This is a genomic window from Streptomyces sp. NPDC044921 (assembly GCF_056432865.1).
In genome coordinates this window covers 209,362-235,758 of the sequence record NZ_JBWKIF010000009.1, presented here as the reverse complement: position 1 = coordinate 235,758, position 26,397 = coordinate 209,362, and the positions used below count along the sequence as shown (strand labels likewise).

Sequence of the window (26,397 nt, the reverse complement as noted above, 5' to 3'; positions counted from 1 at the left end):
CCAGTATGGCGGCAGAAAAAAGGGCGCCGCCCGCCCGGTGCTCTCAGTCGAGCAGCGCCAGCGCCTGTTCCGCCGCGTCCCGCACCCGCGCCGGATCCGGTGACCCCTTGCCGACCAGGCGCAGCCCTTGCAGCAGGACGAGCAGCATGCGCGCCAGGGCGAGCGGGTCGCGGTCGGCGGCCAGTTCGCCCTGCGCCTGCGCGCGGGCCAGCGCCGAGTGCAGCACGGTCTCCAGCTGGTCCCAGTTGCGCTCCACGCACCGGGCGGCGGCGGGGTCGTGCGGGGCCAGCTCCGCCGCCGTGTTCGTGATCATGCAGCCGTTCAGGCGCAGTTCGGGGTCGCCGGCCTCCGCCGCGTACCGCCGTACCACGCTCCGCACGGCCGGCAGTGCGGGTCCCGGCCCGGACAGCTCCCGCAGGATCGGCGGGAGCCCGGCGCGGTCGTAGCGCTCCAGCGCCTTCAGGTACAGCTCGTGCTTGCTGCCGAAGGTCGCGTAGAGGCTGGCGCGCCCGACGCCGAGGTGCGCGACGAGGTCGGACATCGACGTCGCCTCGTAGCCGCGCCGCCAGAACAGCTCGAGCGCTGCCTGGAGCGCGGCGTCCGGATCGAACTCCTTGGTCCTGGCCACGCGTCGCAGCCTAGGTCGTTTCGGAACGACCGGTCAAGAAAGGGTTCTACGCGGTGCGGACTTGATACGCCGTCACCCTCACCGCCTCGTCGTCCAGGCACTGGCCGGAGGCCAGGTCGAAGCGCTGCTTGAGCAGGGGGGAGGCGACGAACGGGCGGCCCCCGTGGGTGCCCGTCAGGCCGCGGGAGAGGACGGCCGCGCCGGTGAAGGGGTCGCGGTTGTCGATGGCGAACAGCTCGCCGGTGCGGTCACGGAAGATCGCCGCCTGACGGCCGTCGGGCAGCAGCGCCGCCACCCCGCGGCCCGGGAGCAGCGTGCTCAGGTCGCAGACCGTGAACCAGTCGCCGTCCAGGGAGAGCTGGACCTTCAGGTCGGTGGTCTCGGGAGCCAGGGTCATCGCTGGGCGCTTCCTTCCAGGACGTCGGCGGGCCGCTTGCCGAGGGACAGCAGCGGCAGGTCGGGCTTCATCTGGTCGCGCTCGGGCACGAACGCGACGACCGGGTCCGGGGTGTCCGGCGCGTTCACGAAGGACACGAACCGGGCGAGCTTCTCGGGGTCGTTGACGGTCTCGGCCCACTCGTCGCGGTAGTGCGCGACATGCGCCCGCATCAGCTGCTCCAGCTCGTCGCAGATGCCGAGCGAGTCGTGCACCACGACGTCCCGCACGTGGTCCAGGCCGCCCGGGATCCGCTCCAGCCAGGTGGAGGTGCGTTCGAGACGGTCGGCCGTGCGGATGTAGAACATCAGGAACCGGTCGATCAGGCGCACCAGTTCGGCGTCCGACAGGTCCTGCGCGAGCAGGTCGGCGTGGCGCGGGGTCGCGCCGCCGTTGCCGCCGACGTACAGGTTCCAGCCGTTGGCCGTGGCGATCACGCCGAAGTCCTTCGACTGGGCCTCGGCGCACTCGCGCTGGCAGCCGGAGACCGCCGACTTCAGCTTGTGCGGGGAGCGCAGGCCCCGGTAGCGCAGCTCCAGGTCGATCGCCATCTTCACGGAGTCCTGGACGCCGTAGCGGCACCAGGTGGAGCCGACGCAGGACTTCACGGTGCGCAGCGACTTGCCGTAGGCGTGGCCCGACTCGAAGCCGGCGTCCACCAGACGCGCCCAGATCAGCGGCAGCTGCTCGACGCGCGCGCCGAACATGTCGATCCGCTGGCCACCGGTGATCTTCGTGTAGAGGCCGAAGTCGCGGGCGATCTCGCCGATCACGATCAGCTTCTCCGGGGCGATCTCGCCGCCGGGGATGCGCGGCACGACCGAGTACGAGCCGTTCTTCTGCAGGTTGGCCAGGAAGTGGTCGTTGGTGTCCTGCAACGCCGCCTGCTCGCCGTCCAGGACGTAGCCGCTCGCGCCGATCGTGGGGGCGAGGGAGGCGATGATCGAGCCGACGGTCGGCTTGCAGACCTCGCAGCCGTCGCCGCCCCGGGCCTCCTCGCGGCCGTAGCGGTCCAGCAGGTCCTGGTAGGAGGTGATGCGCAGCGCCAGGACGATCTCGTACAGCTCCTCGCGGGTCTGCGCGAAGCAGCCGCACAGGCCCTTGTCGACCTCGACGCCGGACGCCTCCAGCTCGGCGGTGACCAGCTGGCCGAGGACCTTGACGCAACTGCCGCAGGTGGTGCCGGCCTTGGTGCATTTCTTCACCTCCGGCACGGTGGTGCACCTGTGCTCGGTGACCGCGCCGCGGATGGTGCCCTTGGTGACGTTGTTGCAGGAGCAGATGATCGCGTCGTCCGGCAGCGCGGCCGGGCCGAGCTGGGCCGGGGCGCCGGCACCGGCGGGCAGCACCAGCGACTCGGGCGAGACCGGCGGGATCGAGCCGGTGAACGCCTTCAGCGTGCCGTAGGCCTCCGCGTCGCCGACCAGGATGCCGCCGAGCAGCGTGCCGTCGCGGCCGATGACCAGCTTCTTGTACAGACCCGCGCGCGAGTCGGAGTAGACGACGTCCAGGCAGTCCTCGGCGGTGCCGTGCGCGTCACCGAAGGACGCCACGTCCACGCCGAGCAGCTTCAGCTTGGTGGACAGGTCCGCGCCGGTGAACTCCGCCTCGTCCCGGGCGATCGTCGCCGCGGCGGTCTCCGCCTGCTCGTAGCCGGGCGCGACCAGGCCGTACACCCGGCCGTCCGCCGCCAGCGCGCACTCGCCGATCGCGAACACGTGGGGGTCGGTGACCGTGCGGCACTGCGCGTCGACCGCGATGCCGCCGCGCTCGCCGACGGTCAGGCCGCAGTCGCGGGCCAGCTGGTCGCGCGGGCGGACACCGGCGGAGAACACCACCATGTCGGTGGCGAGTTCGGAGCCGTCGGACAGCTTCATGCCGGTCACGGCGCCGTCCTCGCCGACCACGATCTCCTGCGTGCCGACGCCGGTGTGGACGCTCAGGCCCATCTCCTCGATGGTGCGCAGCAGGGCCGCGCCACCGCCGTCGTCGACCTGGACGGGCATCAGCCGGGGCGCGAACTCCACGATGTGCGCGTCGAGTCCGAGTCCCTTCAGCGCGCCCGCGGCCTCCAGGCCGAGCAGTCCGCCGCCGACCACGGCACCGGTGGTGGCCCGGGTCCTGGCGTACTCCTCGATGGCGAGCAGGTCCTCGATCGTGCGGTAGACGAAGCAGCCCTCGGCGTCCTTGTTCGGCACCGGCGGCACGAACGGGTAGGAGCCGGTGGCCAGGACCAGCACGTCGTAGCCGACGACGAGCCCGGAGCGGGCGGTGACCGTGCGGGCCTCCCGGTCGATCGTCTCGGCCGGGTCGCCGATGCGCAGCTCGATGCCGTGGTCCTCGATGAACTGCATGTCCGTCATGGACAGGTCGTCCGGGGTCCGGCCCGAGAAGTACGAGGTGAGCTGGACCCGGTCGTAGGCCGGACGCGGCTCCTCGCAGAGCACGACCACGCGGTGCGTGGCGGTCAGGCCGCGCTCGGCGAGCGCTTCGAGGAAGCGCTGGCCGACCATGCCGTGGCCGACGAGCACGATCGTGGGGGTAGCCCCGGGGGTGGCCGTCATCAGGAGCCTCCATCGTTGGTGAGCAGGTGGAGCAGCGGGCCGCCGCCGGAGGGGAGCGGCTCTGCTCCCTCCCAGGCGCGGGCGAGCGCGCCGACGGTGCCGAGTTCGCCGACGAGGACCCCGCCGACCAGGCGGTCGTCGCGGACGACGACCTTGCGGTAGGTGCCGCGGGTGGCGTCGGCGAGCTGGACGACGTCGTCGCCCGGGAGCGCCTCGGTCTCGCCGAACGCGGCGAGGTCGAAGGGGCCGTCGTTCCCGTTGAGGGTGAGCCGGGTCAGCGAGCGGGTGCCGGTGTAGCGGGCGGTCGCGTCACCGGCCAGCAGCTCGGCGAGGGCGTCGGCCTGTTCCAGCGCGGGGGTGGCGAGCCCGTACAGGACGCCGTCGTGCTGGGCGCAGTCGCCGATGGCGTGGACGTGGGGGTCGGAGGTGCGCAGCTCGTCGTCGACGACGACGCCCTTGCGGACGTCGAGGCCGGCGGCCCGCGCGAGACCCACCCGGGGGTGGACGCCGCAGGCGACGACCACCAGGTCGGCGCCGAGGGCGTACCCGTCGGCCATCTCCACACCGCGGACCGCGCCGCCGACGCAGCGCACGTCCCGCACGCGGCACTCGGTGTGCACCTCGACGCCGAGGCCGGTCAGGTGCCGCTGGACGAGCCGGGAGGCGGCCGGGTCGAGCTGGCGCTCCATCAGCCGCTCGGACTGCTGGGCCAGCACCACCTGGGCGCCGCGCAGGGCGAGCGCCCGGGCCGCGGAGACCCCGAGGAGCCCCCCGCCGATCACGACCGCCCGCGCGCCCGGCCGGACCGCCTCGGACAGGCCCAGGCAGTCGTCCATGGTGCGGAAGGCGTGCACGCCCTCGGGCAGCCGGCGGTCCTCGGTGAACAGGCCGCGCAGCGGCGGCAGCACCGGGTTGGAGCCGGTCGCCAGGACCAGCCGGTCGTATGCGATCACCGAGCCGTCCGCGCAGGCGACGCTCCGCCGCTCGCGGTCGATGCCGGTGACGCGGGCGCGCACCACCCGCGCGGGCGCCGGCAGGGCGATCACCTCGGGGCTGTACCGTCCGGCCAGCACCTCGGCGAGCAGCACCCGGTTGTACGGCCGGTGCTCCTCCTCGCCGATCAGGGTCGCGGGCGTGCCGAGCTCACCGAGCCGCCGGGCGAGCCGTACGCCCGCGAGGCCGGTGCCGATCACCACCACACGCTCATTCGAGGTCATGCCACCGAGCGTGCGGTGCCGGTGTTACCCGGCAGCATCGCGTCTGTTTCCCACGGGGAACGCTGCCCTCAGCGGGAGCGCGGGGTGCGTGTGAGGGTTCCGGGATGTGGGCGGCGACCAGCGGTGAGGCGCGCTTCGCATAAGGTCGCGATCGTGCCCGACATATCGCTGACCATGATCGTCCTGCTCTGCCTGGCGGCCCTCGCCGCCGGCTGGATCGACGCCGTGGTGGGCGGCGGGGGCCTGTTGCTGCTGCCGGTGCTGCTGCTCGGCCTGCCGTCGCACACGCCCGCCGCGCACGCCCTCGGCACGAACAAGGCGGTCGCCATCGTGGGCACCACGGGCGCGGCCGTGACGTACGCCCGCAAGGCCCCGGTGGACGTGGGGACCGCCGTCCGCATCGGACTGGCCGCCCTGGCGGGCTCCTCGGGCGGGGCCTTCTTCGCGGCCGGGATGAGCACCGACGTCCTCAAGCCGGTGATCATGGTCGTGCTGCTCGGCGTGGCCGCGTTCGTGATCCTGCGGCCCGCCTTCGGCACGGCCCCCGCGAGCGGCCCGGCCACCCGCCGCCAGGTCCTGGCGGCGATCGGCCTCGCGGGCCTCGGCATCGGCTTCTACGACGGTCTCATCGGCCCCGGCACCGGCACGTTCCTGGTCCTCGCCCTCACCGCCGTGCTCCACCTCGACCTGGTCACCGCCTCCGCCACCGCCAAGATCGTCAACTGCTGCACCAACGCCGGTGCCCTGGCCACCTTCGCCTGGCAGGGCGCGGTCCTGTGGCAGCTGGCCGCCCTGATGGCCGTCTTCAACCTCGCGGGCGGCACCCTCGGCGCCCGCACCGCCCTGAAGAAGGGCAGCGGCTTCGTCCGGGTGGTGCTGCTGACGGTGGTGTTCGCGCTGGTGGGGAACCTGGCGTACGAGCAGTGGATCGCCTAGGTGTGCTGTCCGGACAGGCCCTCGGGGCGGCCGCGCAGGTCCAGCAGCTCGATCATGCCCGTCCCGTCCTCGTCCCCGTGCCCCTGCGCCACCCGCTCGCGCATCAGCTCCAGGTACGGCGTCAGCAGCTCCGGGCTGACGCGCTGTTCCTCGGCCGTGCGCAGGAACGTGGGGACGCCCGCGGCCTGCATCGCGAGGTTGGAGACCACGCCCTCGGTGTAGTCGCCGCTCTGCAGCTGCTCGGCGGTCTGGTGGACGGCCGGGGCCATCGCGGTCAGCCAGCCGGCGAGCAGGGGCGCGAAGTCCTTCGGGGCGATCTCCTCCGGGCGGATCAGGGCGAAGGCGTGGAGCACGCCCGCGAACATGCCGTTCATGGCGCTCAGCAGCGCCACGTCGTGCAGGGCGGCGAAGCCCGGGTCGGCTCCGACCCAGCGGGTGCCGGCCGGGACGGCGAGGGTGTCGCGGTGCTCGTCGAACAGGGCGCGCGAGCCGCTGTAGAAGACGTAGCCGCCGGAGTCCGGCACCCCGATCATCGGCGGCACGGCCATGATCCCGCCGTCCACGAACCGCGCGCCGCGCGCCTCGGCCCAGGCGGCGCGCGCACGGCCCTCGCCCGGGGTGCCGGTGGTCAGGTTCACCAGGTCCCGTCCGGCGAGGTCCGCCCCGTCGAGGGCCTCGCCCACCGAGGCGTCGTCCAGCAGGCAGGCGATCACCAGGCGGTTGGCCGCGACGGCCGCGGCGGCGCTCGGCGCGACGGCCGCGCCCTCGGCGGCCAGGGCCTCGGCCCGGGCGGGGGTGCGGTTCCAGACGGTCACGGGATGCCCGGCGGCGAGCCAGGCGCGGGCCAGCGCCGTGCCCATGGCGCCGGTGCCGAGCAGGGTGACGGGGGTGCGGGGAGCAACTGCGGTGTCGGTCATGGCGTCTAGGCTCGTCCTCGGGGAATCACCTGCTCAAGTACGCACTTGGAAGTGGGTGGTTACCTCGCGGGAAGGATCCAGGCGGCGGCACGAAAGGAGCGCGGGCATGGGGACGACGGGGCGGCGGCCGGGGGCGTACGTGTGCGGGATCGACGCCGCGATGGACGTGATCGGCGGCAAGTGGAAGGTGCTCGTCCTGTGGGCGCTGCACGAGCGGCCGTGCCGCTTCGGCGAGCTGCGCCGGGAGCTGCCGGGCATCACCGAGAAGGTGCTCGCCTCGCACCTGCGCGAGATGGAGGCCGACGGGCTGGTGCACCGCGAGGCGTACGACGAGGTGCCGCCGCGCGTGGAGTACTCCCTGACGCCCCGGGGCGTGTCCCTGAACGAGGCGCTGGAACCGCTGGGGGCGTGGGGCAGGACCCATGTCCTGGGCGGATCACCGGCTCCCGGTCAGGTGCGCGAAGACGACGACGTTCCCCTGGTAACCGGTGGCGCGTGAGTAGCCGCCGCCACAGGTGATGACCCGCAGCTCGGGGCGCCGGGCGGCGCCGTAGACCTTCTGGTCGGGGAAGTCCTTCGCGGCGTACGCCTCGACGGCGTCCACGGTGAACACCGCGACGCGGCCGTCGCGCCGGTCCACCTCGATCGTGCTGCCCTTCTTCAGGGCTCCCAGGTCGTAGAAGACGGCGGGGCCGTCGGCGTTGTCGACGTGGCCCGCGATGATGGCGGTGCCCCGCTCACCGGGCGTGGTGCCCGCCTCGTACCAGCCGGCGAGGTTCTCGCGCGCGGCCGGCGGCACGTCGAGGCTGCCGGTCGCCGTCAGGCCGAGCCCGGTCAGGGGGGCGTCCACCCGGATCGCCGGGATGCGGATGCGGTGGGGCGGCGAGGGCGGCAGCGCGGGCGCGACGGCCCGCCCGGACCCACCGGTCCGGCCCGCCCGCCCGTCCTGCCCGGACCGGGCCTGCGCGGCGGACGGCTGCGGCGGGGCGTGCGTCTGGGCGCCGTCGCGCAGCAGCCACACCCCGGAGCACAGGGCGAACACCGTGACGGCCGCCATGGCCGCGTTCGCCGGGCTGCCCACGGGGCTGCCGAACCTGCGGAACCTGTGCATACCCACCTTCCCTGACTCCGGCCCCGTGCCCCCTCCGGGCCGCGAGGGGCGTCGGACCCGGAGGGGGAGGGGACTGCGGTACCGGCGACGGACAGCGGAGGGTGTCCGTCAGATCCCGTCGCCTCTCGCCCGGCGATGCAGGAGCCAGGTACCGCCCGCGGCGGCGACGGCGAGGGCCGCCACACCGGCCGCGGTCTGCACGGGGTCGGGGCCCAACGCGCCCCCGACCCCCGTCTTGACACTCCCCCTCGGATGCACCCGCTCCTGCCCGGCCGTCAGCGAGACCACCAGGTCCCCGGTGACCCGCCGGCCGCTCACGGCGCACGTCGCGGTGATCTCGTACGTTCCCGGCTGCGCGCTCGGCGGCACCCGGAACCGCCCGCTCGCCGCCGTCCCGTGCCGGCCCGGCGCCAGACCGAACGCACCGGCCCCGACCGCGCTGGCGTCGCCCGCCGCCGCGCCGTCCCGCCCGCAGGCCGGGGTGCGCACCGTGACGTGCCCGCCGGGTTCGACCGAGGCGGGGGACAGCCCCAGGTCACCGGCCGGGGCGCCGTGCGCGGGGGCGGTGGCGAGAGCGGCGGCGGCGACGGCGAGCGCGGTGGCGGTCAGGGGCCGGTCGGTACGTCGCATCGGTGCTCCTTCGAGCTGTTCGGTCGTGCACCTGCCCTTCCGAGGTAACGGCCAGCGCGGCCACCGCGCTTTCTGAGAGGCCGTCAGAATTGGGGTGAACGGGTGTCGGCGCCGGTGCGCCCGACGATCCGTCAGGCCGCGTTTCGCCAGGTCACGGGTCGTGCGGCGGGCCGGGGCGGAAAATCGCGGGCGGCACCGGTGAACGGGTGACCCGCGGGCGCGCGGCGGCGCTTGACCTGAAGCAAGGTTGAGGTACGAGGCTGTGGCGCATGAAGACAACCACTGACGCACCCACCGCCGAGCAGACCGACGCCCTCCGGGTGACCCTGGTCGTCGGCAGCAACCGCCACGGCCGCTTCGGCCCGGTCGTCGCCGACTGGCTCCTGGACCGGCTGCGCAGCCGGAACGACCTGGTCGCCGAGGTCGTGGACGTCGCCGACGCCGAACTGCCGACGTCCCTCGAACCGACACCCGAGGCGAACGCCGTGCTGTCGGGCCTCACCCCGAAGCTGGCCGATGCGGACGCCTTCGTCGTCCTCACCCCCGAGTACAACCACTCGTTCCCGGCGGGCCTGAAGAACCTCGTCGACTGGCACTACGGCGAGTGGCGGGCCAAGCCGGTCGCGCTCGTCTCCTACGGGGGCCTGGCCGGCGGCCTGCGGGCCGTGGAGCACCTCCGCCAGGTCTTCGCGGAACTGCACGCCGTGACGGTCCGCGACACCGTCTCCTTCCACAACGCCGGCGCGTCCTTCGACGACCACGGCCGCCTGCGCGACCCGTCCGGCCCGGACGCGGCGGCGAAGACCATGCTGGACCAACTGGTCTGGTGGGGCAGGGCCTTGAGGGAGGCCAGAACCACTCACCCGTACACAGCCTGACCACCCGTCAGGGGAGCGGGTGTCCGGCGCCCCGCCAGGGGCGCGGGGAACGGCGCGAGCAACCACACCGGACCCGCACCCGGCACACGCCTCGCGCCCCCTCCTGGCCCCTGCCCTCTACCCGCCCCTCCGCCCCCGCCACTCCCCACCCTCGACCCGCCGCCCGGCAACCCGCAGCCGCGCCGCCACGTCCGCCCCCGCGACATAGACCCAGGCCCGCACACCGGCTCCGTCCGCGTCCCGGAGGACCGTCCGCTCCACCCGCACGTACAGGCTGCCGCGCGCGTCCCCCGGCACGTACTCCTCCAGCCGGTCCAGGTCCGCCAGCAGCCCCGCGTACGCCTCCGGCCGCGCGGTCACCAGCTCCCCGCGCACCACGCCGCCGCCCGGCTCCTCGACCGCGTACGGGTACCCCGGCCCCTCGTACAGCACGGTGTCCGCGAGCCGTCCGGGTTCCTCGGAGCACGTGCGGCCCCGCAGGAAGAGGTCGTGGTTGACCTCGCCCGGGCGCAGGGTGCCGTAAACGAAGAAGGGCAGGGGCACGGGAACGATTCTGTACCCTGCGCCGACCACGCGGGCGCCCGCACGGCCACGCCGAACGCCGCGAGGGACCGCTCCGGCGAGGACGCCCCGGAACACCGGGCGATGGCCGCGGCCCGGCGCGCGGTCACCCGTCAGCTGACCGGCTCCGGCGCGACCGGCTCCGGCCCGGCCGGCTCCCGTCCGACCCGCTCCAGCCGCACCGCGCACGCCTTGAACTCCGGCATCCGCGAGGTCGGGTCGAGCGCGGGGTTGGTGAGGGAGTTGGCGCGTCCCTCGCCCGGCCAGTGGAAGGGCATGAAGACGGTGTCGGGCCGGATGGCGCTGGTGATCCTCACCGGCGCCACGGCCCGGCCCCGCCGGGACACCACGGCCACCCGATCGCCCTCGGCCGCCCCGAGCCGGGCCGCCAGCCGGGGGTGGACCTCCACGAACGGCCCGGGCGCGGCGGCGTTCAGCTCCGCCACGCGCCGGGTCTGCGCCCCGGACTGGTACTGCGCCACCACCCGGCCGGTGGTGAGCAGCACCGGGTACTCGTCGTCGGGCTCCTCGGCGATCGCCCGGTGGGAGACCGGCACGAACCGGGCCCGGCCGTCGGGCGTGGCGAAACGGTCCAGGAAGAGGCGGGGCGTGCCCGGGTGCGCGGTGGGCGTCTCCCGGGCGGGGTCGTCGGGCGGCGGCGCGTCGAGCAGGGCGTCCTCGCCGTCCTCCACCGCCTCCTCCACGGCCAGGCAGGGCCAGAACACCCCGTTCTCCTCCGCCAGCCTGCGGTAGGTGATCCCGGAGTAGTCCGCCGGGCCGCCCGCGCTCGCCCGGCGCAGCTCCTCGAAGACCTCCTCCGGGTCCGTCGGGAAGCCCTTCTCCACGCCCAGCCGGGCCGCGAGCTCGTGCAGGACCTCCAGGTCGCTGCGGACCCCGTCCGGCGGGGTGATCGCCCGGCGGCGCAGCAGGACCCTGCCCTCCAGGTTGGTCGTGGTGCCCGTCTCCTCGGCCCACTGCGTGACCGGCAGGACGACGTCCGCGAGCGCCGCCGTCTCCGACAGCACCACGTCGCACACCGCCAGGAAGTCCAGCGACCTGATGCGCTCCTCGACGTGCGCGGCCCGCGGCGCCGACACCACCGGGTTGGACGCCATCAGCAGCAGCGCCCTGATGTCCGTGCCCAGCGCGTCCAGCAGCTCGTACGCGCTGCGCCCCGGCCCCGGCAGACTGTCCGGGTCCACGCCCCACACCTCGGCGACGTGCGCCCGCGCCGCCGGGTCGTCCAGTTTGCGGTAGCCCGGCAGCTGGTCGGCCTTCTGCCCGTGCTCGCGCCCGCCCTGCCCGTTGCCCTGCCCGGTCAGGCAGCCGTACCCCGACAGCGGGCGGCCCGCCCGGCCGGTCGCCAGGCACAGGTTGATCCAGGCGCCGACGGTGTCCGTGCCCTTGGACTGCTGCTCGGGACCGCGCGCGGTGAGGACCATCGCCGACTCCGGTTCGCAGAACAGCCGCACGGTCTGGCGCAGTTCGGGAACGGACACCCCCGTGATCCGCTCCACGTACTCCGGCCAGTGGGCCATCGCGGCGGCCCGGGCGTCCGCCCAGCCGGCCGTGCGCTCGCGGACGTACTCCTCGTCCACCCGCCCCTCGGCGATGACGAGGTGCAGCAGGCCCAGGGCGAGGGCGAGGTCCGTGCCCGGGCGGGGCGCCAGGTGCAGATCGGCCTGTTCGGCGGTCCTGGTGCGCCGCGGGTCGATGACGATCAGGGTGCCGCCGTTCTCCTTCAGCTCGGTGAAGTACCGCAGCGACGGCGGCATGGTCTCCGCCAGGTTCGAGCCGACGAGGATCACGCAGCCCGACTTCGGGACGTCCTCCAGCGGGAACGGCAGCCCGCGGTCCAGCCCGAACGCCTTGATGCCGGCGGCGGCCGCCGACGACATGCAGAAACGGCCGTTGTAGTCGATCTGGGACGTGCCGAGCACCACCCGCGCGAACTTCCCGAGCGTGTACGCCTTCTCGTTCGTCAGGCCGCCCCCGCCGAACACCCCGACCGCGTCCGGCCCGTGCCCGTCCCGGGTCCGGCGCAGCCCCGCGGCGATCCGGTCCAGAGCCTCGTCCCACGAGGCGGGCACCAGCGTGCCGCCCTCGTCGCGCACCAGCGGCGAGGTCAGGCGGACGTTCCGCGCGAGTACCGCGGGAGCCGTACGGCCCTTGCCGCACAGGGCGCCCCGGTTCACCGGGAAGTCCGCGCGCTCGCTCACCTCGACGGTCCCGTCGGGCGTCGGGGTGAGGTTCATCCCGCACTGCAGGGCGCAGTACGGGCAGTGCGTGGGCGTGACGGTGTTCTGCATGCCGTCCAGCGTGCGTCGGCCGTGTTACGCCCGGGACGGTTCCCTGTTACGCGGCCGGGACGGGGACCTCCCCGCCGCCGTCCCGCCCGCGTGAGGCACCGGCTACCCGGCCCCGCCCAGCGCCCGCTCCACGCCCGGCTCCCGCGGCCCGAGGAACCGCGGGTCGGGCCGGAACACCGCGTCCAGGGCGGCCTTGTGGGCGGCGAGGATCTCCCGGGCGCCCCCGTAGTACCAGGTCGCGTCGTGCACGGCGGCCACGCCCACCCCGTACGACTCCACCCCCGCCGCCCGGCACAGCGCCACCGCCCGCCGGATGTGGAAGCCCTGGCTGATCAGCACCGCCTCGTCCACGCCGAAGATCTTCTTCGCGCGCACGCAGGAGTCCCAGGTGTCGAACCCCGCGTAGTCGCTGACGATCCGCCCGTCGGGCACCCCGTGCCGGGTCAGGTAGACCCGCATCGCGTCCGGCTCGTCGTAGTCCTCACGGCTGTTGTCCCCGGTGACGAGCACCACCTCGACCCGGCCCCGCCGGTACAGCTCCGCCGCCGCGTCCAGCCGGTGCGCCAGATACGGCGAGGGCTCCCCGTCCCACAGCCCGGCCCCGAACACCACGGCCACACCGGTGCGCGGCACCTCCTCCACCGTCCGCAGCCGCTCGCCCGCGGCGGTGTACGTCCAGGCCGACGGAAGCAGCGCGAGCACGCACCCGGCCATCACCGCCTGCACGAGCCGCCGCCGCCCCCGGCGGGTCCGCGGCAGCCGCGGTCCGCGCAACGCCACCCGACGCATCGCAACGCCCTCCCCAGGTCGGCCCTCGACACTCAGGGACGCGCCGCCGGGCCGCCCGGTTCACCACCCGGCGCGTGACCAGTGTCACCGCGCCGCCGGAAACCGCAGGTCACCGCCGCTCACACACCCCCCGCCCCGGACGGTGAACCCCTGGAAAACACCCGTGACGCCCCGGCAACGGGGAGGCAACGTGGCGCCGCGACCATCGACGCATGCCCAGTCAGCTCCGCCTCGTCCCGCCGCCCGCCACGCGCCGCCCGGCCCCGCCCGCCCTCGTCGTCGTGGCCCACGGCAGCCGCGACCCGCGCGCGCTGGGCACCGTCCGCGCCCTCCTGGACCGCGTCCGCGCCCTGCGCCCCGAGGTGCCGGTGCGGCTGGGCCACATCGAGCTCAACGCCCCGCTGCTGCCCGACACCCTCGCCGCCCTGGGCGACACCGAGGCCGTCCTGGTGCCCCTCCTCCTCAGCCGCGGCTACCACGTCAAGCAGGACATCCCCGAGATGGCGGCGGCCTCCCCGGCCCGCACCCGCGTGGCCGCCCCCCTGGGCCCGCACCCCCTGCTGGCCGACGCCCTCCAGGCCCGCCTCACGGAGGCCGGCTGGGGTGCGACGCCCCGCCGCACCAGTGCCGTCGTCCTCGCCGCGGCGGGCTCCCGCGACCCGGACGCGAAGACGGACACCGCCCGCACGGCCCACCTCCTGGCGGCCCGCCTCGGCGTCCCGGTCCTGCCCGCCTACGCCTCGGCGGCGGCCCCCACGGTCCAGCAGGCCGTCCGCACCCTCCTCGCCCGGGGCCGCAACCGGATAGCCCTGGCCTCCTACTTCACGGCCCCCGGCCGCTTCGCCACGGAGTGCGCCCGGGCGGCCCCGTGGATCGCGGCGGCCCCCCTCGGCACCCACCCGTCGATGGCCCGCCTCGTCCTGCACCGCTACGACGAGGCCCTGCGGACGTCGCCCTCGCTGCCGCACCTGGCCTCGGCCTGACCCCGGGCGGCACACGCCCGGAAACAGAACCCGGCACCCGCGCGGGCGCCTACTGTTCGACCCATGCCAGGCACCACGACCCACCCCACGGCCTACGACCCGACCTCAGTCGAGCGATGGGCCCCCGAACCCGACAAACGCCCCGGCCGCACCGCCTTCCAGCGCGACCGCGCCCGGGTCCTTCACTCCGCCGCCCTGCGACGCCTCGCCGGCAAGACCCAGGTGGTGACCCCCGGCACCCTCGGTCCCGCCTGGGACGCCAGCCCCCGCACCCGCCTCACCCACTCCCTGGAGTGCGCCCAGGTGGGCCGCGAGCTCGGCGCCGCCCTCGGCTGCGACCCCGACCTCGTCGAAGCCGCCTGCCTCTCCCACGACCTCGGCCACCCGCCCTTCGGCCACAACGGCGAGCAGGCCCTCAACGAGTTCGCGGCCGACTGCGGCGGCTTCGAGGGCAACGCCCAGTCCCTCAGACTCCTCACCCGCATCGAGCCCAAACGGTTCACCCCGGAGGGGTCCGTCGGCCTGAACCTCACCCGGGCCACCCTCGACGCCGCCACCAAGTATCCCTGGCCCCGCGGCGCCCACCCCACCGACCCCGCCTCGCCCAAGTTCGGCGTCTACGAGGACGACCGCCCCGTCTTCGACTGGGTCCGCAAGGACGCCCCCGGCACCCGCACCTGTTTCGAGGCGCAGGTCATGGACTGGTCCGACGACGTGGCCTACTCGGTGCACGACGTGGAGGACGGCCTGCACGCCGGGCACATCGACCCCGGCTGCCTGCACGCCGAGCCCGAACGGCAGGACGTCTTCCGGGTGGCCGCCGGCCGCTACGTGCCGCCCGGAACCGACCCCGCCGAACTCGCCGAGGCCCTCGACCGGCTCCTCGCGCAGGAGTGGTGGCCGCACGGCTACGACGGCTCCGCCGTCGCCCAGGCCCGGCTGAAGGACGCCACCAGCCAGCTCATCGGCCGCTTCTGCCTGGCCGCCGAGACGGCGACCCGCGCCGCCTGGGGCACGGGCCGGCTCACGCGCTACGCCGCCGAACTGGTCGTCCCGCGCGCCATCCGCATGGAGTGCGCCGTCCTCAAGGCCGTCGCCGACCGCTACGTCATGCAGCGCGCCGAACAGGAGCGGCTCCGCGCCGACCAGCGGATCGTCGTCGCCGAACTGGCCGAGGCGCTCACCGCCCGCGCCCCCGACGGCCTGGACCCGCAGTTCCGCGCGCTGTTCGACCAGGCGCCCGACGACCGGGCCCGCAAGCGGGTGATCGTCGACCAGATCGCCTCGCTCACCGACACCTCGGCCCGTTCCCTTCACGCCCGTCTGACGGGGCACGCGTGAGACCGACGGGAGCCAAGGGGCCCCGGCCCGCCCGAATGTGACCCTCCGTGGCCTGATCGGGTCACTCCCTCTTCCCGCATCACGCTGCGTGCGGGACGCTCGCAAGTGGCGACACCCTGACGAGGAGGCAACAAGTGGTCGACGCGGATCAGACATTCGTCATCGTCGGAGGCGGACTGGCCGGCGCCAAGGCGGCCGAGACGCTCCGCGCGGAGGGCTTCACCGGCCGGGTGATACTGATCTGCGACGAACGCGACCACCCCTACGAGCGCCCGTCCCTGTCCAAGGGCTACCTCCTCGGCAAGGAGGAGCGCGACAGCGTCTTCGTGCACGAGCCGGCCTGGTACGCGGCGCACGACGTCGAGCTGCACCTCGGCCAGACGGTCGACGCGATCGACCGCTCCGCCAAGACGGTCCGCTTCGGTGACGACGGCACGGCCGTCCGCTACGACAAGCTGCTCCTGGCCACCGGCGCCGAACCCCGCCGCCTCGACATCCCCGGCACGGACCTGGCGGGCGTCCACCACCTGCGCCGCCTCGCCCACGCCGAGCGCCTCAGGCACGTCCTCACCAACCTCGGCCGCGACAACGGCCACCTGGTGATCGCCGGCGCCGGCTGGATCGGCCTGGAGGTCGCGGCGGCGGCCCGCGAGTACGGCGCGGAGGTCACCGTGGTCCACAGCGGGCCGACGCCGCTGCACTCGGTCCTCGGCCCGGAGCTGGGCCAGCTCTTCACCGAGCTGCACCGCGAGCACGGCGTCCGCTTCCACTTCGGCGCCCGGCTCACCGAGATCACCGGCCAGGACGGCATGGTCCTGGCCGCCCGCACCGACGACGGCGAGGAGCACCCGGCGCACGACGTGCTGGCCGCGATCGGCGCGGCCCCGCGCACCCACCTCGCGGAGGCGGCCGGCCTGGAGATCGCCGACCCGGCGCACGGCGGCGGCATCGTCGTCGACGAGCGGCTGCGCACCTCCGACCCGGACATCCACGCGGCGGGCGACGTCGTCTCCTTCCCGCACACCCTGTTCGGCACCCGGCTGCGGGTGGAGCACTGGGCCAACGCGCTCAACGGCGGCCCGGCGGCGGCGCGCGCCATGCTGGGCCACGACGTGACGTACGACCGGGTGCCCTACTTCTTCTCCGACCAGTACGACCTGGGCATGGAGTACTCGGGCTGGGCACCGCCGGGCAGCTACGACCAGGTGGTGATCCGCGGCGACGCGGGCAAGCGCGAGTTCATCGCCTTCTGGGTCAGGGAGGGCCGGGTGCTCGCCGGGATGAACGTGAACGTGTGGAACGTCACGGACAAGATCCAGCGCCTGGTCCGCGCCAGGACCCCGGTGAACACGGAGAACCTGGCGGACCCCCGCGTCCCGCTGGAAAACCTCGCACCGTGAGTGTCGGTCCGCCCCCGTAGACTTCACGCGTGGCAGGACGGATCAACGACGAGGACGTGAAGGCGGTACGGGACGCGGTCCCGATCGACGCCGTGGTGTCCGAGTACCTCCAGCTGCGAGGCGCGGGCGGCGGCAACCTCAAGGGCCTGTGCCCGTTCCACGACGAGAAGTCGCCCTCCTTCCAGGTCAGCCCCGCCAAGGGCCTGTTCCACTGCTTCGGCTGCCAGGAGGGCGGCGACACCATCACGTTCGTGATGAAGATCGACCACCTCACCTTCTCGGAGGCGGTCGAGCGCCTGGCCGGCCAGGCGGGCATCACCCTGCGCTACGAGGAGGGCGGGTACAACCCCTCCCACCAGCGCGGCGAGCGGATCCGCCTGGTCGAGGCCCACAAGATCGCCGCCGAGTGGTACGCGGAGCAGCTCGCGAGCAGCCCCGAGGCCGACACCGGCCGCCAGTTCCTCGCCGAGCGCGGCTTCGACCAGGCGGCCGCCCAGCACTTCTCCGTCGGCTACAGCCCCCAGGGCTGGGACCACCTCACGCGCTACCTGCGCGGCAAGGGCTTCACCGACAAGGAACTGCTGCTCTCCGGCCTCTCCCAGGAGGGCCGCCGCGGCCCCATCGACCGCTTCCGCGGCCGCCTGATGTGGCCCATCCGCGACATCGGCGGCGACGTCGTCGGCTTCGGCGCCCGCAAGCTCTACGAGGCGGACAACGGCCCGAAGTACCTCAACACGCCCGACACGGCGATCTACCGGAAGTCCCAGGTGCTCTACGGCATCGACCTGGCGAAGAAGGACATCGCCAAGACGTCCCGCGCGGTCGTCGTCGAGGGCTACACCGACGTCATGGCCTGCCACCTCGCCGGCGTCACCACCGCCATCGCCACCTGCGGCACCGCCTTCGGCGGCGACCACATCAAGATCCTGCGCCGCCTGCTCATGGACAACGGCTCGGCGCGGGTCATCTTCACCTTCGACGGCGACGCCGCCGGCCAGAAGGCGGCCCTGCGCGCCTTCGAGGACGACCAGAAGTTCGCCGCCGAGACCTACATCGCCATCGCCCCCGACGGCATGGACCCCTGCGACCTGCGCCTGGCCAAGGGCGACGAGGCCGTCGCCGACCTGGTCGAACCCCGCACGCCGCTCTTCGAGTTCGCCCTGCGCCAGATCGTGAGCCGCTACGACCTCGACACCCCCGCCGGCCGCGCCGCCGCCCTGGACGAGGCCGCCCCGATCGTCGCCCGCATCAAGAACAGCGGCGCCCAGCACGAGGTCGCCGTGCAGCTCGCCGGCATGCTCGGCATCCTCGACACCCAGTTCGTCGTCAAGCGCGTGGCCCAGCTGGCCCGCTGGGCCCGCGACCGGGGCGGCAAGGGTCCCGCCCCCGACCGGCAGGCACCCCAGCAGTACGGCGCCGCCCCGCCGCCCGCCGCCCCCCGCGGCCCGGCCCTGAACCTCCGCAACCCGGTCCACGCCACCGAACGCGAACTGCTCAAGCTGGCCCTGCAGCGCCCCGAGCTGGTCTCCCCGGCCTTCGACGCGTACGGCGTCGACGAGTTCACGGCCCCGCCCTACGCCGCCGTACGCCAGGCCATCCTGGACGCGGGCGGCGCCGAACTGGGCGTCGCGGACCCCCAGGACTACCTGGTCCGGGTCCGCGAGGCCGCCCCGGACGACGCGGTCCGCGCGATGGTGACGGAACTGGCCGTCGAGGCGATCATGCTGCACAGGGGCGTGAAGGGCGTCGACGAGAACTACGCGGGCGCCCAGCTGGTCACCGTCCGCCGCCGGGCCGTGGAGCGCCGCATCCGCGACATCACCGGTCAGCTCACCCGCCTGGGCACCCACGGCGACCCGGCCCGCCTGGCCGCCGTGCAGAACGAACTGTGGGTGCTCCAGCAGTACGACCAGGCCCTGCGCGAACACGGCGCCGCCGCGCTCTGACGCCGCTCCGCCGCGCACCAGGGGCGGGTGTGGCGTCCGGGCTCCCCACGAGGTGCGAGCGCGCGGTCACGGACCGGAAGCAAAAAGTCACCGCACGCCCCTCGTGGCGGCGATGTGTCTTACCCCACACTGGGTTCCGGTGCCTGAGTCCTCGGAGCGCGGCCGGTCCGTCACCGACGGGTCCCAACTCCCCGCGGTTCCGCTCATCGCGTACGGGACGGAAAGCGGCGAGGCCGTCGACTCCGCCCCCGAAGTACCGCTGCCGCACCCCCTGGCAGCGATCATCCTGGAGGTCGCCCCCGTGCAGACCCAGACCCTCACCCAGACCGACGTCCGCGGTGCCCTCGGCGCCGTCGGCGCAGCGCCGGAGGCCGACGCCCTGTCCGCGCTACCGGCGCAGAGCCGCCTCGTGCACCGCCCGGAGACGGAAGCGCAGCCGGAGGAGCCGCCCGCCGAGGCCATCGTGACCGCCGACGAGGCCCCCGAGGCCGTCGAACCGCCCCCGGCCCGCGCCGACACCGGCAGCGGTCCCTCCTCGGACCTGTTCCGCCAGTACCTGCGGGAGATCGGCCGCATCCCCCTGCTGACCGCGGCCGAGGAGGTCGAACTGGCCCGCCGCGTCGAGGCCGGGCTGTTCGCCGAGGAGAAGCTGAGCAACACCCCCGACCTGGACAGCCAGCTGGCACTGGATCTGGACCGGCTCGTCGTCATGGGCCGGATGGCCAAGCGCCGCCTCATCGAGGCCAACCTGCGCCTGGTCGTCTCCGTCGCCAAGCGCTACGTGGGCCGCGGCCTGACCATGCTCGACCTCGTCCAGGAGGGCAACCTCGGACTCATCCGCGCCGTCGAGAAGTTCGACTACGCCCGCGGCTACAAGTTCTCCACGTACGCGACCTGGTGGATCCGCCAGGCCATGTCCCGCGCCCTGGCCGACCAGGCCCGCACGATACGGGTCCCGGTGCACGTGGTGGAACTCATCAACCGGGTCGTCCGCGTCCAGCGCCGCATGCTCCAGGAGCGCGGCTACGAGCCGACGGCCGAGGAGGTCGCGGCCCACCTGGACCTGCCGCCCGAGCGGGTCGGCGAGGTGCTGCGCCTGGCGCAGGAGCCGGTGTCGCTGCACGCGCCGGTGGGCGAGGAGGACGACGTCGCCCTCGGTGACCTGATCGAGGACGGCGACGCGGCCTCCCCGGTGGAGTCGGCCGCGTTCCTGCTGCTCAGGGAGCACCTGGAGGCGGTCCTGTCGACGCTGGGGGAGCGGGAGCGCAAGGTGGTCCAGCTCCGCTACGGGCTCGCGGACGGCCGTCCGCGCACGCTGGAGGAGATCGGCCGCATCTTCGGCGTGACCAGGGAGCGGATCAGGCAGATCGAGTCCAAGACCCTGAACAAGCTGCGGGATCACGCGTTCGCGGACCAGCTGCGGGGCTATCTGGACTGATTGCCGTCGGCGGGCGCCCCTTCAGGGGCGCGGGGAACCGCGCGAACGGCCACGACGGTGCCGCGGTCGCCTCACGGCGCCACGCGGCACCCCCGAAGGCGCGTCAGTCCACCTCGGCCACCGCCTGCGCGAACTGGGACGCGTACAGCCGCGCGTAAGCCCCACCGGCCGCCAGCAGCTCGCCGTGCGCGCCCTGCTCCACGATCGCGCCGTTCTCCATGACCAGGATCGTGTCCGCGTCCCGGATCGTGGAGAGCCGGTGCGCGATGACGAACGAGGTCCGCCCGTGCGCGAGCTTCGCCATGGCCTTCTGGATCAGCACCTCGGTGCGGGTGTCGACGGAGCTCGTCGCCTCGTCCAGCACCAGGATCACCGGGTCGGACAGGAACGCCCGGGCGATGGTGATGAGCTGCTTCTCGCCCGCGCTGACCCCCGAACCCTCGTCGTCGATCACCGTGTCGTACCCGTCCGGCAGCGTCCGGATGAACCGGTCCGCGTGCGCGGCCCGGGCCGCCTCCTCGATCTCCCCGCGGGTGACCTCCCGGGACGCCCCGTAGGCGATGTTCTCCGCGATGGTGCCGCCGAACAGCCAGGTGTCCTGCAGCACCATGCCGATCCCGGCCCGCAGTTCGTCCCGGGACATCCGGGCGATGTCGACGCCGTCGAGGGTGATCCGCCCGCCGGTGACCTCGTAGAACCGCATGAGCAGGTTGACCAGGGTCGTCTTGCCCGCGCCCGTGGGGCCGACGATGGCCACCGTCTGCCCGGGCTCGACCTTCAGCGACAGGTCCTCGATGAGCGGCTCGTCGGGGTCGTAGCGGAACGACACGTGCTCCAGCGCCACCCGCCCGCGCAGCTCCCCGGGCCGCACGCCCGGCACCGGGTCGGCGCCCTGCTCCTCGGCGTCGAGCAGTTCGAAGACCCGCTCGGCGGAGGCGACCCCCGACTGCACCAGGTTCGCCATGGACGCCACCTGCGTCAGCGGCATGGAGAACTGCCGCGAGTACTGGATGAACGCCTGCACGTCGCCGATGGACAGCGAGCCCGAGGCGACCCGGAGCCCGCCGACGACCGCGACGAGCACGTAGTTGAGGTTCGACACGAACATCATCAGCGGCTGCATGATCCCGCTGTTGAACTGCGCCTTGAACCCGGCCTCGTACAGCGCCTCGTTCTGCTCGGCGAACTGCCGCGCCGACTCCTCCTGCCGCCCGAACACCTTCACCAGGGTGTGCCCGGTGTACATCTCCTCCACGTGGGCGTTCAGCTTGCCGGTGGAGCGCCACTGCTGCACGAAGTGCGGCTGCGACCGCTTGCCCACGCGCGTGGCCACGACGAACGACAGCGGCACCGTCACCAGCGCCACCAGCGCCAGGATCCAGGAGACGTAGAACATCATGGCGAGCACGCCGATGATGGTCAGCACCGAGTTGATGAGCTGCCCCATCGACTGCTGCAGCGTCTGCCCGATGTTGTCGATGTCGTTCGTGGCCCGGGACAGCACCTCGCCGCGCTGGCGCTTGTCGAAGTACGACAGCGGCAGCCGCGACAGCTTCGTCTGCACGTCCTCGCGCAGCCGGAACATGGTCCGGTTCACGGCCCGGTTCACCAGCCGTGTCGCCACCGCCATCAGCAGCCCGGCCACCGTGAACACGCCCAGCGCGAGCAGCAGGACGTGTCCGACGGCCGTGAAGTCGATGCCCTCGCCCGGGGTGAAGTCGGTGCCGCGCAGCATGTCGGCGACGTCGCCGTCCCCGCGCTGCCGCATCTGCTCCAGGACCTGCTCCTTGCTCGCCCCCTCGGGCATGTCCCGCCCGACGATGCCCGCGAAGACCAGGTCGGTGGCCCTGCCGAGGATCTTCGGCCCGACGACGTTGAGGCCGACGCTGAGCACCACGCAGGCCAGCAGCACGCAGAGGGTCGTCCGCTCGGGCCGGAACCGGGCGACGAGCCGTCTGCCCGATCCCTTGAAGTCCAGCGAGCGCTGGTCGGGGCCGCCCCCGGCCGTCATCCGCCCCATGGGCCCCGCCATCAGGCCGCCTCCGCTTCCGTGAGCTGGGAGAGCACGATCTCCCGGTAGGTCTCGTTGTCCGCCATCAGCTCGTGGTGCCGGCCGGTGCCGACGACCCGGCCCTCGTCCAGCACGACGATCCGGTCGGCGTCCCGGATGGTCGCCACCCGCTGGGCGACGATCACCACGGTCGCCTCGGCGGTCTCCCGCGCGAGCGCGGCCCGCAGGGCCGCGTCGGTGGCGTAGTCGAGCGCGGAGAAGGAGTCGTCGAACAGGTAGATCTCGGGCCGCTGCACCAGCGTCCGGGCGATGGCGAGCCGTTGCCGCTGCCCGCCGGAGACGTTCGTGCCGCCCTGCGCGATCGGCGCGTCCAGCCCGCCCTCCAGCCGCTCGACGAACTCCTTGCCCTGCGCCACCTCCAGCGCGTGCCACAGCTCCTCGTCGGTGGCGTCGGGGTTGCCGTAGCGCAGGTTGGTGGCCACCGTGCCCGCGAACAGGTACGGCTTCTGCGGCACCAGCCCGACGGTCCGCGCGAGCAGCCCCGGCTCGATCCGTGCGACCTCGACCCCGTCGACGAGGACCTGCCCCTCGGTCGCGTCGAACAGCCGCGGCACCAGCCCCAGCAGGGTCGACTTGCCGCTGCCGGTCGAACCGATGACGGCGGTCGTCTCGCCCGGCCGGGCCACCAGGTCCACGGCCCGCAGCACCGGCTCCTCGGCACCCGGATAGCGGAAACCGGCCCCGCGAATCTCCAGGTGCCCGTGCCGGCGCAGCTCCCGCACCGGCGCCGACGGCGGCACCACGCTGGAGGAGGTGTCCAGCACCTCCTGGATCCGCTCGGCGCACACCTCCGCCCGCGGCACCATCATGAACATGAACGTGGCCATCATCACGGCCATCACGATCTGCATCAGGTAGGCGAGGAACGCGGTCAGGTCGCCGATCTGCATCCCGCCGCTGTCGATGCGGTGCGCGCCGAACCACACCACGGCGATCGACGACAGGTTCACCACCGTCATGACGATCGGGAACATCAGCGCGAGCAGGTTGCCGGTGCCCAGCGCGAAGCCGGTGAGGTCGGTGTTGGCCCTGCGGAAGCGCTGCTGCTCGTACGCGTCGCGGACGAAGGCCCGGATCACGCGGTTGCCGGTGATCTGCTCGCGCAGCACCCGGTTCACCGTGTCCAGCCGCTCCTGCATCGACCGGAACAGCGGCCGCAGCCGCCGCACGATCAGCGTCACGCAGATGCCGAGCACCGGCACGACCGCCACCAGCACGCCCGACAGCGGCACGTCCAGGCCCAGCGCCAGCACGATGCCGCCGACGCACATGATCGGGGCCGACACCATCAGCGTGAACGTCATCAGCGCCAGCATCTGCACCTGCTGGACGTCGTTGGTCGTCCGCGTGATCAGCGACGGCGCCCCGAAGTGACCCACCTCACGCGCCGAGAACGACTGCACGCGGTCGAACACGGACGCCCGCACGTCCCGACCGAGCGCCGACGCCGTACGGGCGCCGTAGTAGACGGCACCGATGTTGCACACGACCTGGACGAGGGAGATGCCGATCATCAGGGCGCCGTGGCCCATGATGTAGCCGGTGTCGCCGTTGACCACGCCCCGGTCGATGATGTCGGCGTTCAGCGTGGGCAGGTAGAGCGTGGCGCAGGTCTGCAGGAGCTGCAGCAGCACCAGCAGGACGAGGGGTCTCTTGTAGGGCCTGAGACAGGTCCGCAGGAGTCGTATGAGCACGCTGCTTCTCTCGGAGTGGTCGACGGGGCGGTTGGTTGCCCCTGGCCCCTATCGTCGGACACTCCACCCGCGTTACCTCAACCGAATTAACCCAACAGGCGGTCAGGCGCTCAGAAGGCCCCGGGGTGCGTCTGCTCCCGCACCGACACGAACTGCTGCCGCACCGCCTGCCCCACGGCCAGTTCCTCCCCGGGCTCCAGCACCTGCGCGACCGCGCCCTGCCACAGCGGCGGCATCCGGGTGTCGAGCGTGCCCTGCGACACCCCGAGCGCCCAGGCCGCCTGCCGGGCGGCGCCGATCGCCGCGTAGTCCGCGGGCTGCGGCACGACGACCTGCGTCCCGAACAGCATGGGCGCCGCGGCCTGCACCGCGGCCAGCTCGGCGGCCGGCCCGAGCAGGAACACCCGCCGCACCTCCACACCCCGGCCGCGCAGCACGTCCAGCGCGTCGGCGAGCCCGCACAGCATGCCCTCGAACGCGGCCCGCGCCAGGTGCTCCGCCTTCATCGACTCGCGCCTGAGCCCGGCCAGGGTCCCGGCGACGTGCGGCAGGTTCGGCGTCCGCTCACCCTCCAGATAGGGCAGCAGCACCAGGCCGTGCGCCCCGGGCGTCGACTTCATCGCGAGGTCCGACAGGCTCTCCAGATCGGGCAGCCCCAGCAGCTCGGCCGTCCCGCGCAGTGTCCGTACGGCGTTGAGCGTGGTGACGACGGGCAGGTGCATGCCGGTCGCGTCGGCGAGCGCGGTGATCATCCCGGAGCCGTCGACGAGCGCCTCGGGGTGCACGGCCATCACGGACCCGGACGCCCCCAGCGACACGACCGCGTCCCCGAGGCCGATGCCCAGGCCGAACGCCGCCGCCATGGTCTCGCCGGTCCCCACGGAGATCAGCAGCCCCTCGGGCGTCGTACCCGCCGCGTCCGCCGGGCCGATCACCTCCGGCAGCATCACCTGGTGGCCGAGCGCCAGCTCGACCAGGTCGGGCCGGTAGGCGCCGGTCGCCGCCGACCAGTAGCCGGTGCCGGACGCCCCGCCCCGGTCGGTGGTCCTCCGGACCGGCCGGCCCAGCAGCTGCCACACCAGCCAGTCGTGCGCCTGCAGCAGGATCGCCGTGCGCTGCGCGTTCTCCGGCTCGGTCCGCGCCAGCCAGCGCAGCTTCGTCACCGGCTGCGCGGCCTGCGGGACACAGCCCACGGCCTGCGCCCACGCCTCGCGCCCGCCGAGCGCGTCGACCAGATCGGCGGCGGCGACCTGCGTGCGCTTGTCGCCGCCGACCATCGCCGGACGCACGGTGTTGCCCTGCGCGTCCAGCGGCACGACCGCGTTCTGCTGCGCCGAGACGCCGATCGCCTGGACGCCCTCCAGCAGTCCGCCGCCCGCGGCCTCGCCCAGGGACAGCAGCCAGGCCTGCGGGTCGACGTCGGACGGCCGGCCGCCGTCGGGGCTCTCCACCGGATGCGGCGCATATCCCTGCCGGAGCACGGCTCCGGTGTCCGCGTCACAGACGACGATGCGAGTGAAATCGGGTGAACTGTCCAACCCGGCGACTATCCCCATGGCCAAAATTCTGCCGCACGCCGGGCCGGGCTCGAGCCGTGGGCGCCGTGGAGCGCGCGGTGAAGGACGTCACCGCGCGCCGCATCAGGGAGATCAGGTATTGCTCGTACCCCAGTCGTCCGCGCCGCCGTTGTGGGTGGCGCGCTCCTTGAGGTGGCGGACGCGGTCGGCGACCGAGTCCGGGACGCGGTCACCGACCTTGTCGCTGACCACGTGGTACGCCTTGCCCGCGAACTCGCGCCCCTGCTGGGCCGCCGTCTCCGCGGTGTTGCGGACGGCGGGGTTCTGCGCGAACTGACGGGCCGACTTCTTCAGCTGTTCGTAGCGCTCTCGTCCGGCCCTCGTGCCCAGCACGTAACCCAGGACGACTCCGGCGACGAACGTGAGCCGGTAACGCATGGCTGCCACCCTTTCCTTGCGTATGTCTCCGGTGCGGCGTCGGCGCCGGGGAGTACCGATTGGCGGAGCACCCCCCTGCTTGCGCTAATGTATGTGTCGCAGCGAGCGCGCGCCCCCTGGCGAATACCCAGGTAGGTACGTTCGATGCAACGAGACCTTCCTCGGTAGCTCAATTGGCAGAGCAGCCGGCTGTTAACCGGCAGGTTACTGGTTCGAGTCCAGTCCGGGGAGCTCGGTCCTCCGTAGCTCAATTGGCAGAGCAGCCGGCTGTTAACCGGCAGGTTACTGGTTCGAGTCCAGTCGGGGGAGCACGGTGAACGAGGACCCCCTCAAGGGGTCCTTTTTCATGTCCGGTGGAACCGTCCGGCCCGGGGCGGAGTCATCAAGGTCACGAACGCCGTGGCCGAGCCGACCATCCGAAGCAGGAGATCGTATGAGCGGCTATGCTGCGGCAGACGGCGCGCACACATGTACGCGACACGCCGCTATGGGGCGGTAGCTCAGCCGGTTAGAGCAGCGGACTCATAATCCGTCGGCCGTGGGTTCGAGTCCCACCCGCCCCACTGCGCGCTCCCCGCGCAGAACCGTTTCCA

Annotated in this window: 22 protein-coding genes and 3 tRNA genes; 11 read left to right on the top strand and 14 right to left on the bottom strand. The window is 73.4% G+C overall.

What is annotated here, in order from left to right; all coding sequences use genetic code 11:
* Positions 1–43: 43 nt before the first annotated feature.
* The 4 genes from AC07DA_RS16860 to AC07DA_RS16845 are packed head-to-tail and all read right to left on the bottom strand — an operon-like array spanning position 44 to position 4,845.
* Positions 44–628, bottom strand: coding sequence for a TetR/AcrR family transcriptional regulator (locus tag AC07DA_RS16860; protein WP_479128815.1), 585 nt, complete (start codon positions 626–628; stop codon positions 44–46).
* 46 nt (positions 629–674) lie between these two features.
* Positions 675–1,025: a nitrite reductase small subunit NirD gene (gene nirD / locus AC07DA_RS16855; RefSeq protein ID WP_479128813.1), complete on the bottom strand. Its 351-nt coding sequence runs from the start codon at positions 1,023–1,025 to the stop codon at positions 675–677.
* A complete protein-coding gene (gene nirB, locus AC07DA_RS16850; RefSeq protein ID WP_479128811.1) occupies positions 1,022–3,628 on the bottom strand; it encodes a nitrite reductase large subunit NirB in 2,607 nt (868 codons plus the stop codon). The genes nirD and nirB overlap by 4 nt, the downstream gene beginning before the upstream one ends.
* Positions 3,628–4,845 carry an NAD(P)/FAD-dependent oxidoreductase gene (locus AC07DA_RS16845; protein ID WP_479128809.1) on the bottom strand — a complete coding sequence of 406 codons (1,218 nt, stop codon included), beginning with the start codon at positions 4,843–4,845 and terminating at the stop codon, positions 3,628–3,630. Before AC07DA_RS16845 ends, nirB begins: the two co-directional genes overlap by 1 nt.
* Positions 4,846–4,998: 153 nt before the next feature.
* Between AC07DA_RS16845 and AC07DA_RS16840 the strand changes: the two genes are divergently transcribed.
* Entirely contained in the window at positions 4,999–5,781 is a 783-nt protein-coding gene (locus tag AC07DA_RS16840; RefSeq protein ID WP_479128807.1) for a sulfite exporter TauE/SafE family protein, read from the top strand.
* Here the strand turns inward: AC07DA_RS16840 and AC07DA_RS16835 are convergent.
* Complete coding sequence (locus AC07DA_RS16835; protein WP_479128805.1) at positions 5,778–6,698, bottom strand: NAD(P)-dependent oxidoreductase; 921 nt, start codon at positions 6,696–6,698, stop codon at positions 5,778–5,780. The two genes, AC07DA_RS16840 and AC07DA_RS16835, sit on opposite strands and share 4 nt — an antisense overlap.
* A gap of 106 nt (positions 6,699–6,804) precedes the next feature.
* Here AC07DA_RS16835 and AC07DA_RS16830 point away from each other — a divergent pair, with 106 nt between their 5' ends.
* Positions 6,805–7,197 (top strand): winged helix-turn-helix transcriptional regulator, encoded by a 393-nt coding sequence (locus AC07DA_RS16830; protein WP_479128803.1) that lies wholly within the window; start codon positions 6,805–6,807, stop codon positions 7,195–7,197.
* On the opposite strand, the gene AC07DA_RS16825 is transcribed toward AC07DA_RS16830, so the two are convergent.
* Together AC07DA_RS16825 and AC07DA_RS16820 are read right to left on the bottom strand one after the other, a co-directional pair.
* On the bottom strand, positions 7,135–7,809 hold the full coding sequence (locus tag AC07DA_RS16825) for a class F sortase (RefSeq protein ID WP_479128801.1): 675 nt from the start codon (positions 7,807–7,809) through the stop codon (positions 7,135–7,137). The genes AC07DA_RS16830 and AC07DA_RS16825 overlap by 63 nt on opposite strands.
* A gap of 108 nt (positions 7,810–7,917) precedes the next feature.
* Positions 7,918–8,439, bottom strand: coding sequence for a hypothetical protein (locus AC07DA_RS16820; RefSeq protein ID WP_479128799.1), 522 nt, complete (start codon positions 8,437–8,439; stop codon positions 7,918–7,920).
* 269 nt (positions 8,440–8,708) lie between these two features.
* On the opposite strand from AC07DA_RS16820, the gene AC07DA_RS16815 reads away from it, so the two are divergent.
* Complete coding sequence (locus tag AC07DA_RS16815) at positions 8,709–9,317, top strand: NADPH-dependent FMN reductase (protein ID WP_479128797.1); 609 nt, start codon at positions 8,709–8,711, stop codon at positions 9,315–9,317.
* 117 nt (positions 9,318–9,434) lie between these two features.
* Here AC07DA_RS16815 and AC07DA_RS16810 read toward each other — a convergent pair whose 3' ends face one another.
* From AC07DA_RS16810 to AC07DA_RS16800, 3 genes are all read right to left on the bottom strand, one after another.
* Positions 9,435–9,860, bottom strand: coding sequence for a gamma-glutamylcyclotransferase family protein (locus AC07DA_RS16810; RefSeq protein ID WP_479128795.1), 426 nt, complete (start codon positions 9,858–9,860; stop codon positions 9,435–9,437).
* 131 nt (positions 9,861–9,991) lie between these two features.
* Positions 9,992–12,187 carry a molybdopterin oxidoreductase family protein gene (locus AC07DA_RS16805; protein WP_479128793.1) on the bottom strand — a complete coding sequence of 732 codons (2,196 nt, stop codon included), beginning with the start codon at positions 12,185–12,187 and terminating at the stop codon, positions 9,992–9,994.
* 102 nt (positions 12,188–12,289) lie between these two features.
* Positions 12,290–12,976 carry a SanA/YdcF family protein gene (locus AC07DA_RS16800; protein ID WP_479128791.1) on the bottom strand — a complete coding sequence of 229 codons (687 nt, stop codon included), beginning with the start codon at positions 12,974–12,976 and terminating at the stop codon, positions 12,290–12,292.
* A 212-nt stretch (positions 12,977–13,188) separates the two neighbouring features.
* Here AC07DA_RS16800 and AC07DA_RS16795 point away from each other — a divergent pair, with 212 nt between their 5' ends.
* From AC07DA_RS16795 to AC07DA_RS16775, 5 genes are all read left to right on the top strand, one after another.
* Entirely contained in the window at positions 13,189–13,959 is a 771-nt protein-coding gene (locus AC07DA_RS16795) for a sirohydrochlorin chelatase (protein ID WP_479128789.1), read from the top strand.
* A 63-nt stretch (positions 13,960–14,022) separates the two neighbouring features.
* Positions 14,023–15,300 (top strand): deoxyguanosinetriphosphate triphosphohydrolase, encoded by a 1,278-nt coding sequence (locus AC07DA_RS16790; protein ID WP_479128787.1) that lies wholly within the window; start codon positions 14,023–14,025, stop codon positions 15,298–15,300.
* Positions 15,301–15,434: 134 nt separating this feature from the next.
* Positions 15,435–16,700, top strand: coding sequence for an NAD(P)/FAD-dependent oxidoreductase (locus AC07DA_RS16785; protein WP_479128785.1), 1,266 nt, complete (start codon positions 15,435–15,437; stop codon positions 16,698–16,700).
* Between the two features lie 29 nt (positions 16,701–16,729).
* On the top strand, positions 16,730–18,646 hold the full coding sequence (gene dnaG / locus AC07DA_RS16780; RefSeq protein ID WP_479128783.1) for a DNA primase: 1,917 nt from the start codon (positions 16,730–16,732) through the stop codon (positions 18,644–18,646).
* A 139-nt stretch (positions 18,647–18,785) separates the two neighbouring features.
* Positions 18,786–20,084: an RNA polymerase sigma factor gene (locus tag AC07DA_RS16775; protein ID WP_479128781.1), complete on the top strand. Its 1,299-nt coding sequence runs from the start codon at positions 18,786–18,788 to the stop codon at positions 20,082–20,084.
* Between the two features lie 103 nt (positions 20,085–20,187).
* On the opposite strand, the gene AC07DA_RS16770 is transcribed toward AC07DA_RS16775, so the two are convergent.
* The 4 genes from AC07DA_RS16770 to AC07DA_RS16755 all read right to left on the bottom strand — a co-directional run bounded on the left by AC07DA_RS16770 (position 20,188) and on the right by AC07DA_RS16755 (position 25,804).
* On the bottom strand, positions 20,188–22,116 hold the full coding sequence (locus AC07DA_RS16770) for an ABC transporter ATP-binding protein (RefSeq protein WP_479128779.1): 1,929 nt from the start codon (positions 22,114–22,116) through the stop codon (positions 20,188–20,190).
* On the bottom strand, positions 22,116–23,849 hold the full coding sequence (locus tag AC07DA_RS16765; RefSeq protein ID WP_479128776.1) for an ABC transporter ATP-binding protein: 1,734 nt from the start codon (positions 23,847–23,849) through the stop codon (positions 22,116–22,118). Before AC07DA_RS16765 ends, AC07DA_RS16770 begins: the two co-directional genes overlap by 1 nt.
* A gap of 110 nt (positions 23,850–23,959) precedes the next feature.
* Positions 23,960–25,405 (bottom strand): xylulokinase, encoded by a 1,446-nt coding sequence (locus tag AC07DA_RS16760; RefSeq protein WP_479128774.1) that lies wholly within the window; start codon positions 25,403–25,405, stop codon positions 23,960–23,962.
* Between the two features lie 93 nt (positions 25,406–25,498).
* Positions 25,499–25,804: a YtxH domain-containing protein gene (locus AC07DA_RS16755; protein WP_383322825.1), complete on the bottom strand. Its 306-nt coding sequence runs from the start codon at positions 25,802–25,804 to the stop codon at positions 25,499–25,501.
* Positions 25,805–25,962: 158 nt separating this feature from the next.
* On the opposite strand from AC07DA_RS16755, the gene AC07DA_RS16750 reads away from it, so the two are divergent.
* From AC07DA_RS16750 to AC07DA_RS16740, 3 genes are all read left to right on the top strand, one after another.
* Positions 25,963–26,035: transfer RNA gene (locus AC07DA_RS16750), tRNA-Asn, on the top strand.
* A 5-nt stretch (positions 26,036–26,040) separates the two neighbouring features.
* A tRNA-Asn gene (locus AC07DA_RS16745) sits at positions 26,041–26,113 on the top strand.
* A gap of 180 nt (positions 26,114–26,293) precedes the next feature.
* Positions 26,294–26,367: transfer RNA gene (locus AC07DA_RS16740), tRNA-Ile, on the top strand.
* Positions 26,368–26,397 lie beyond the last annotated feature (30 nt).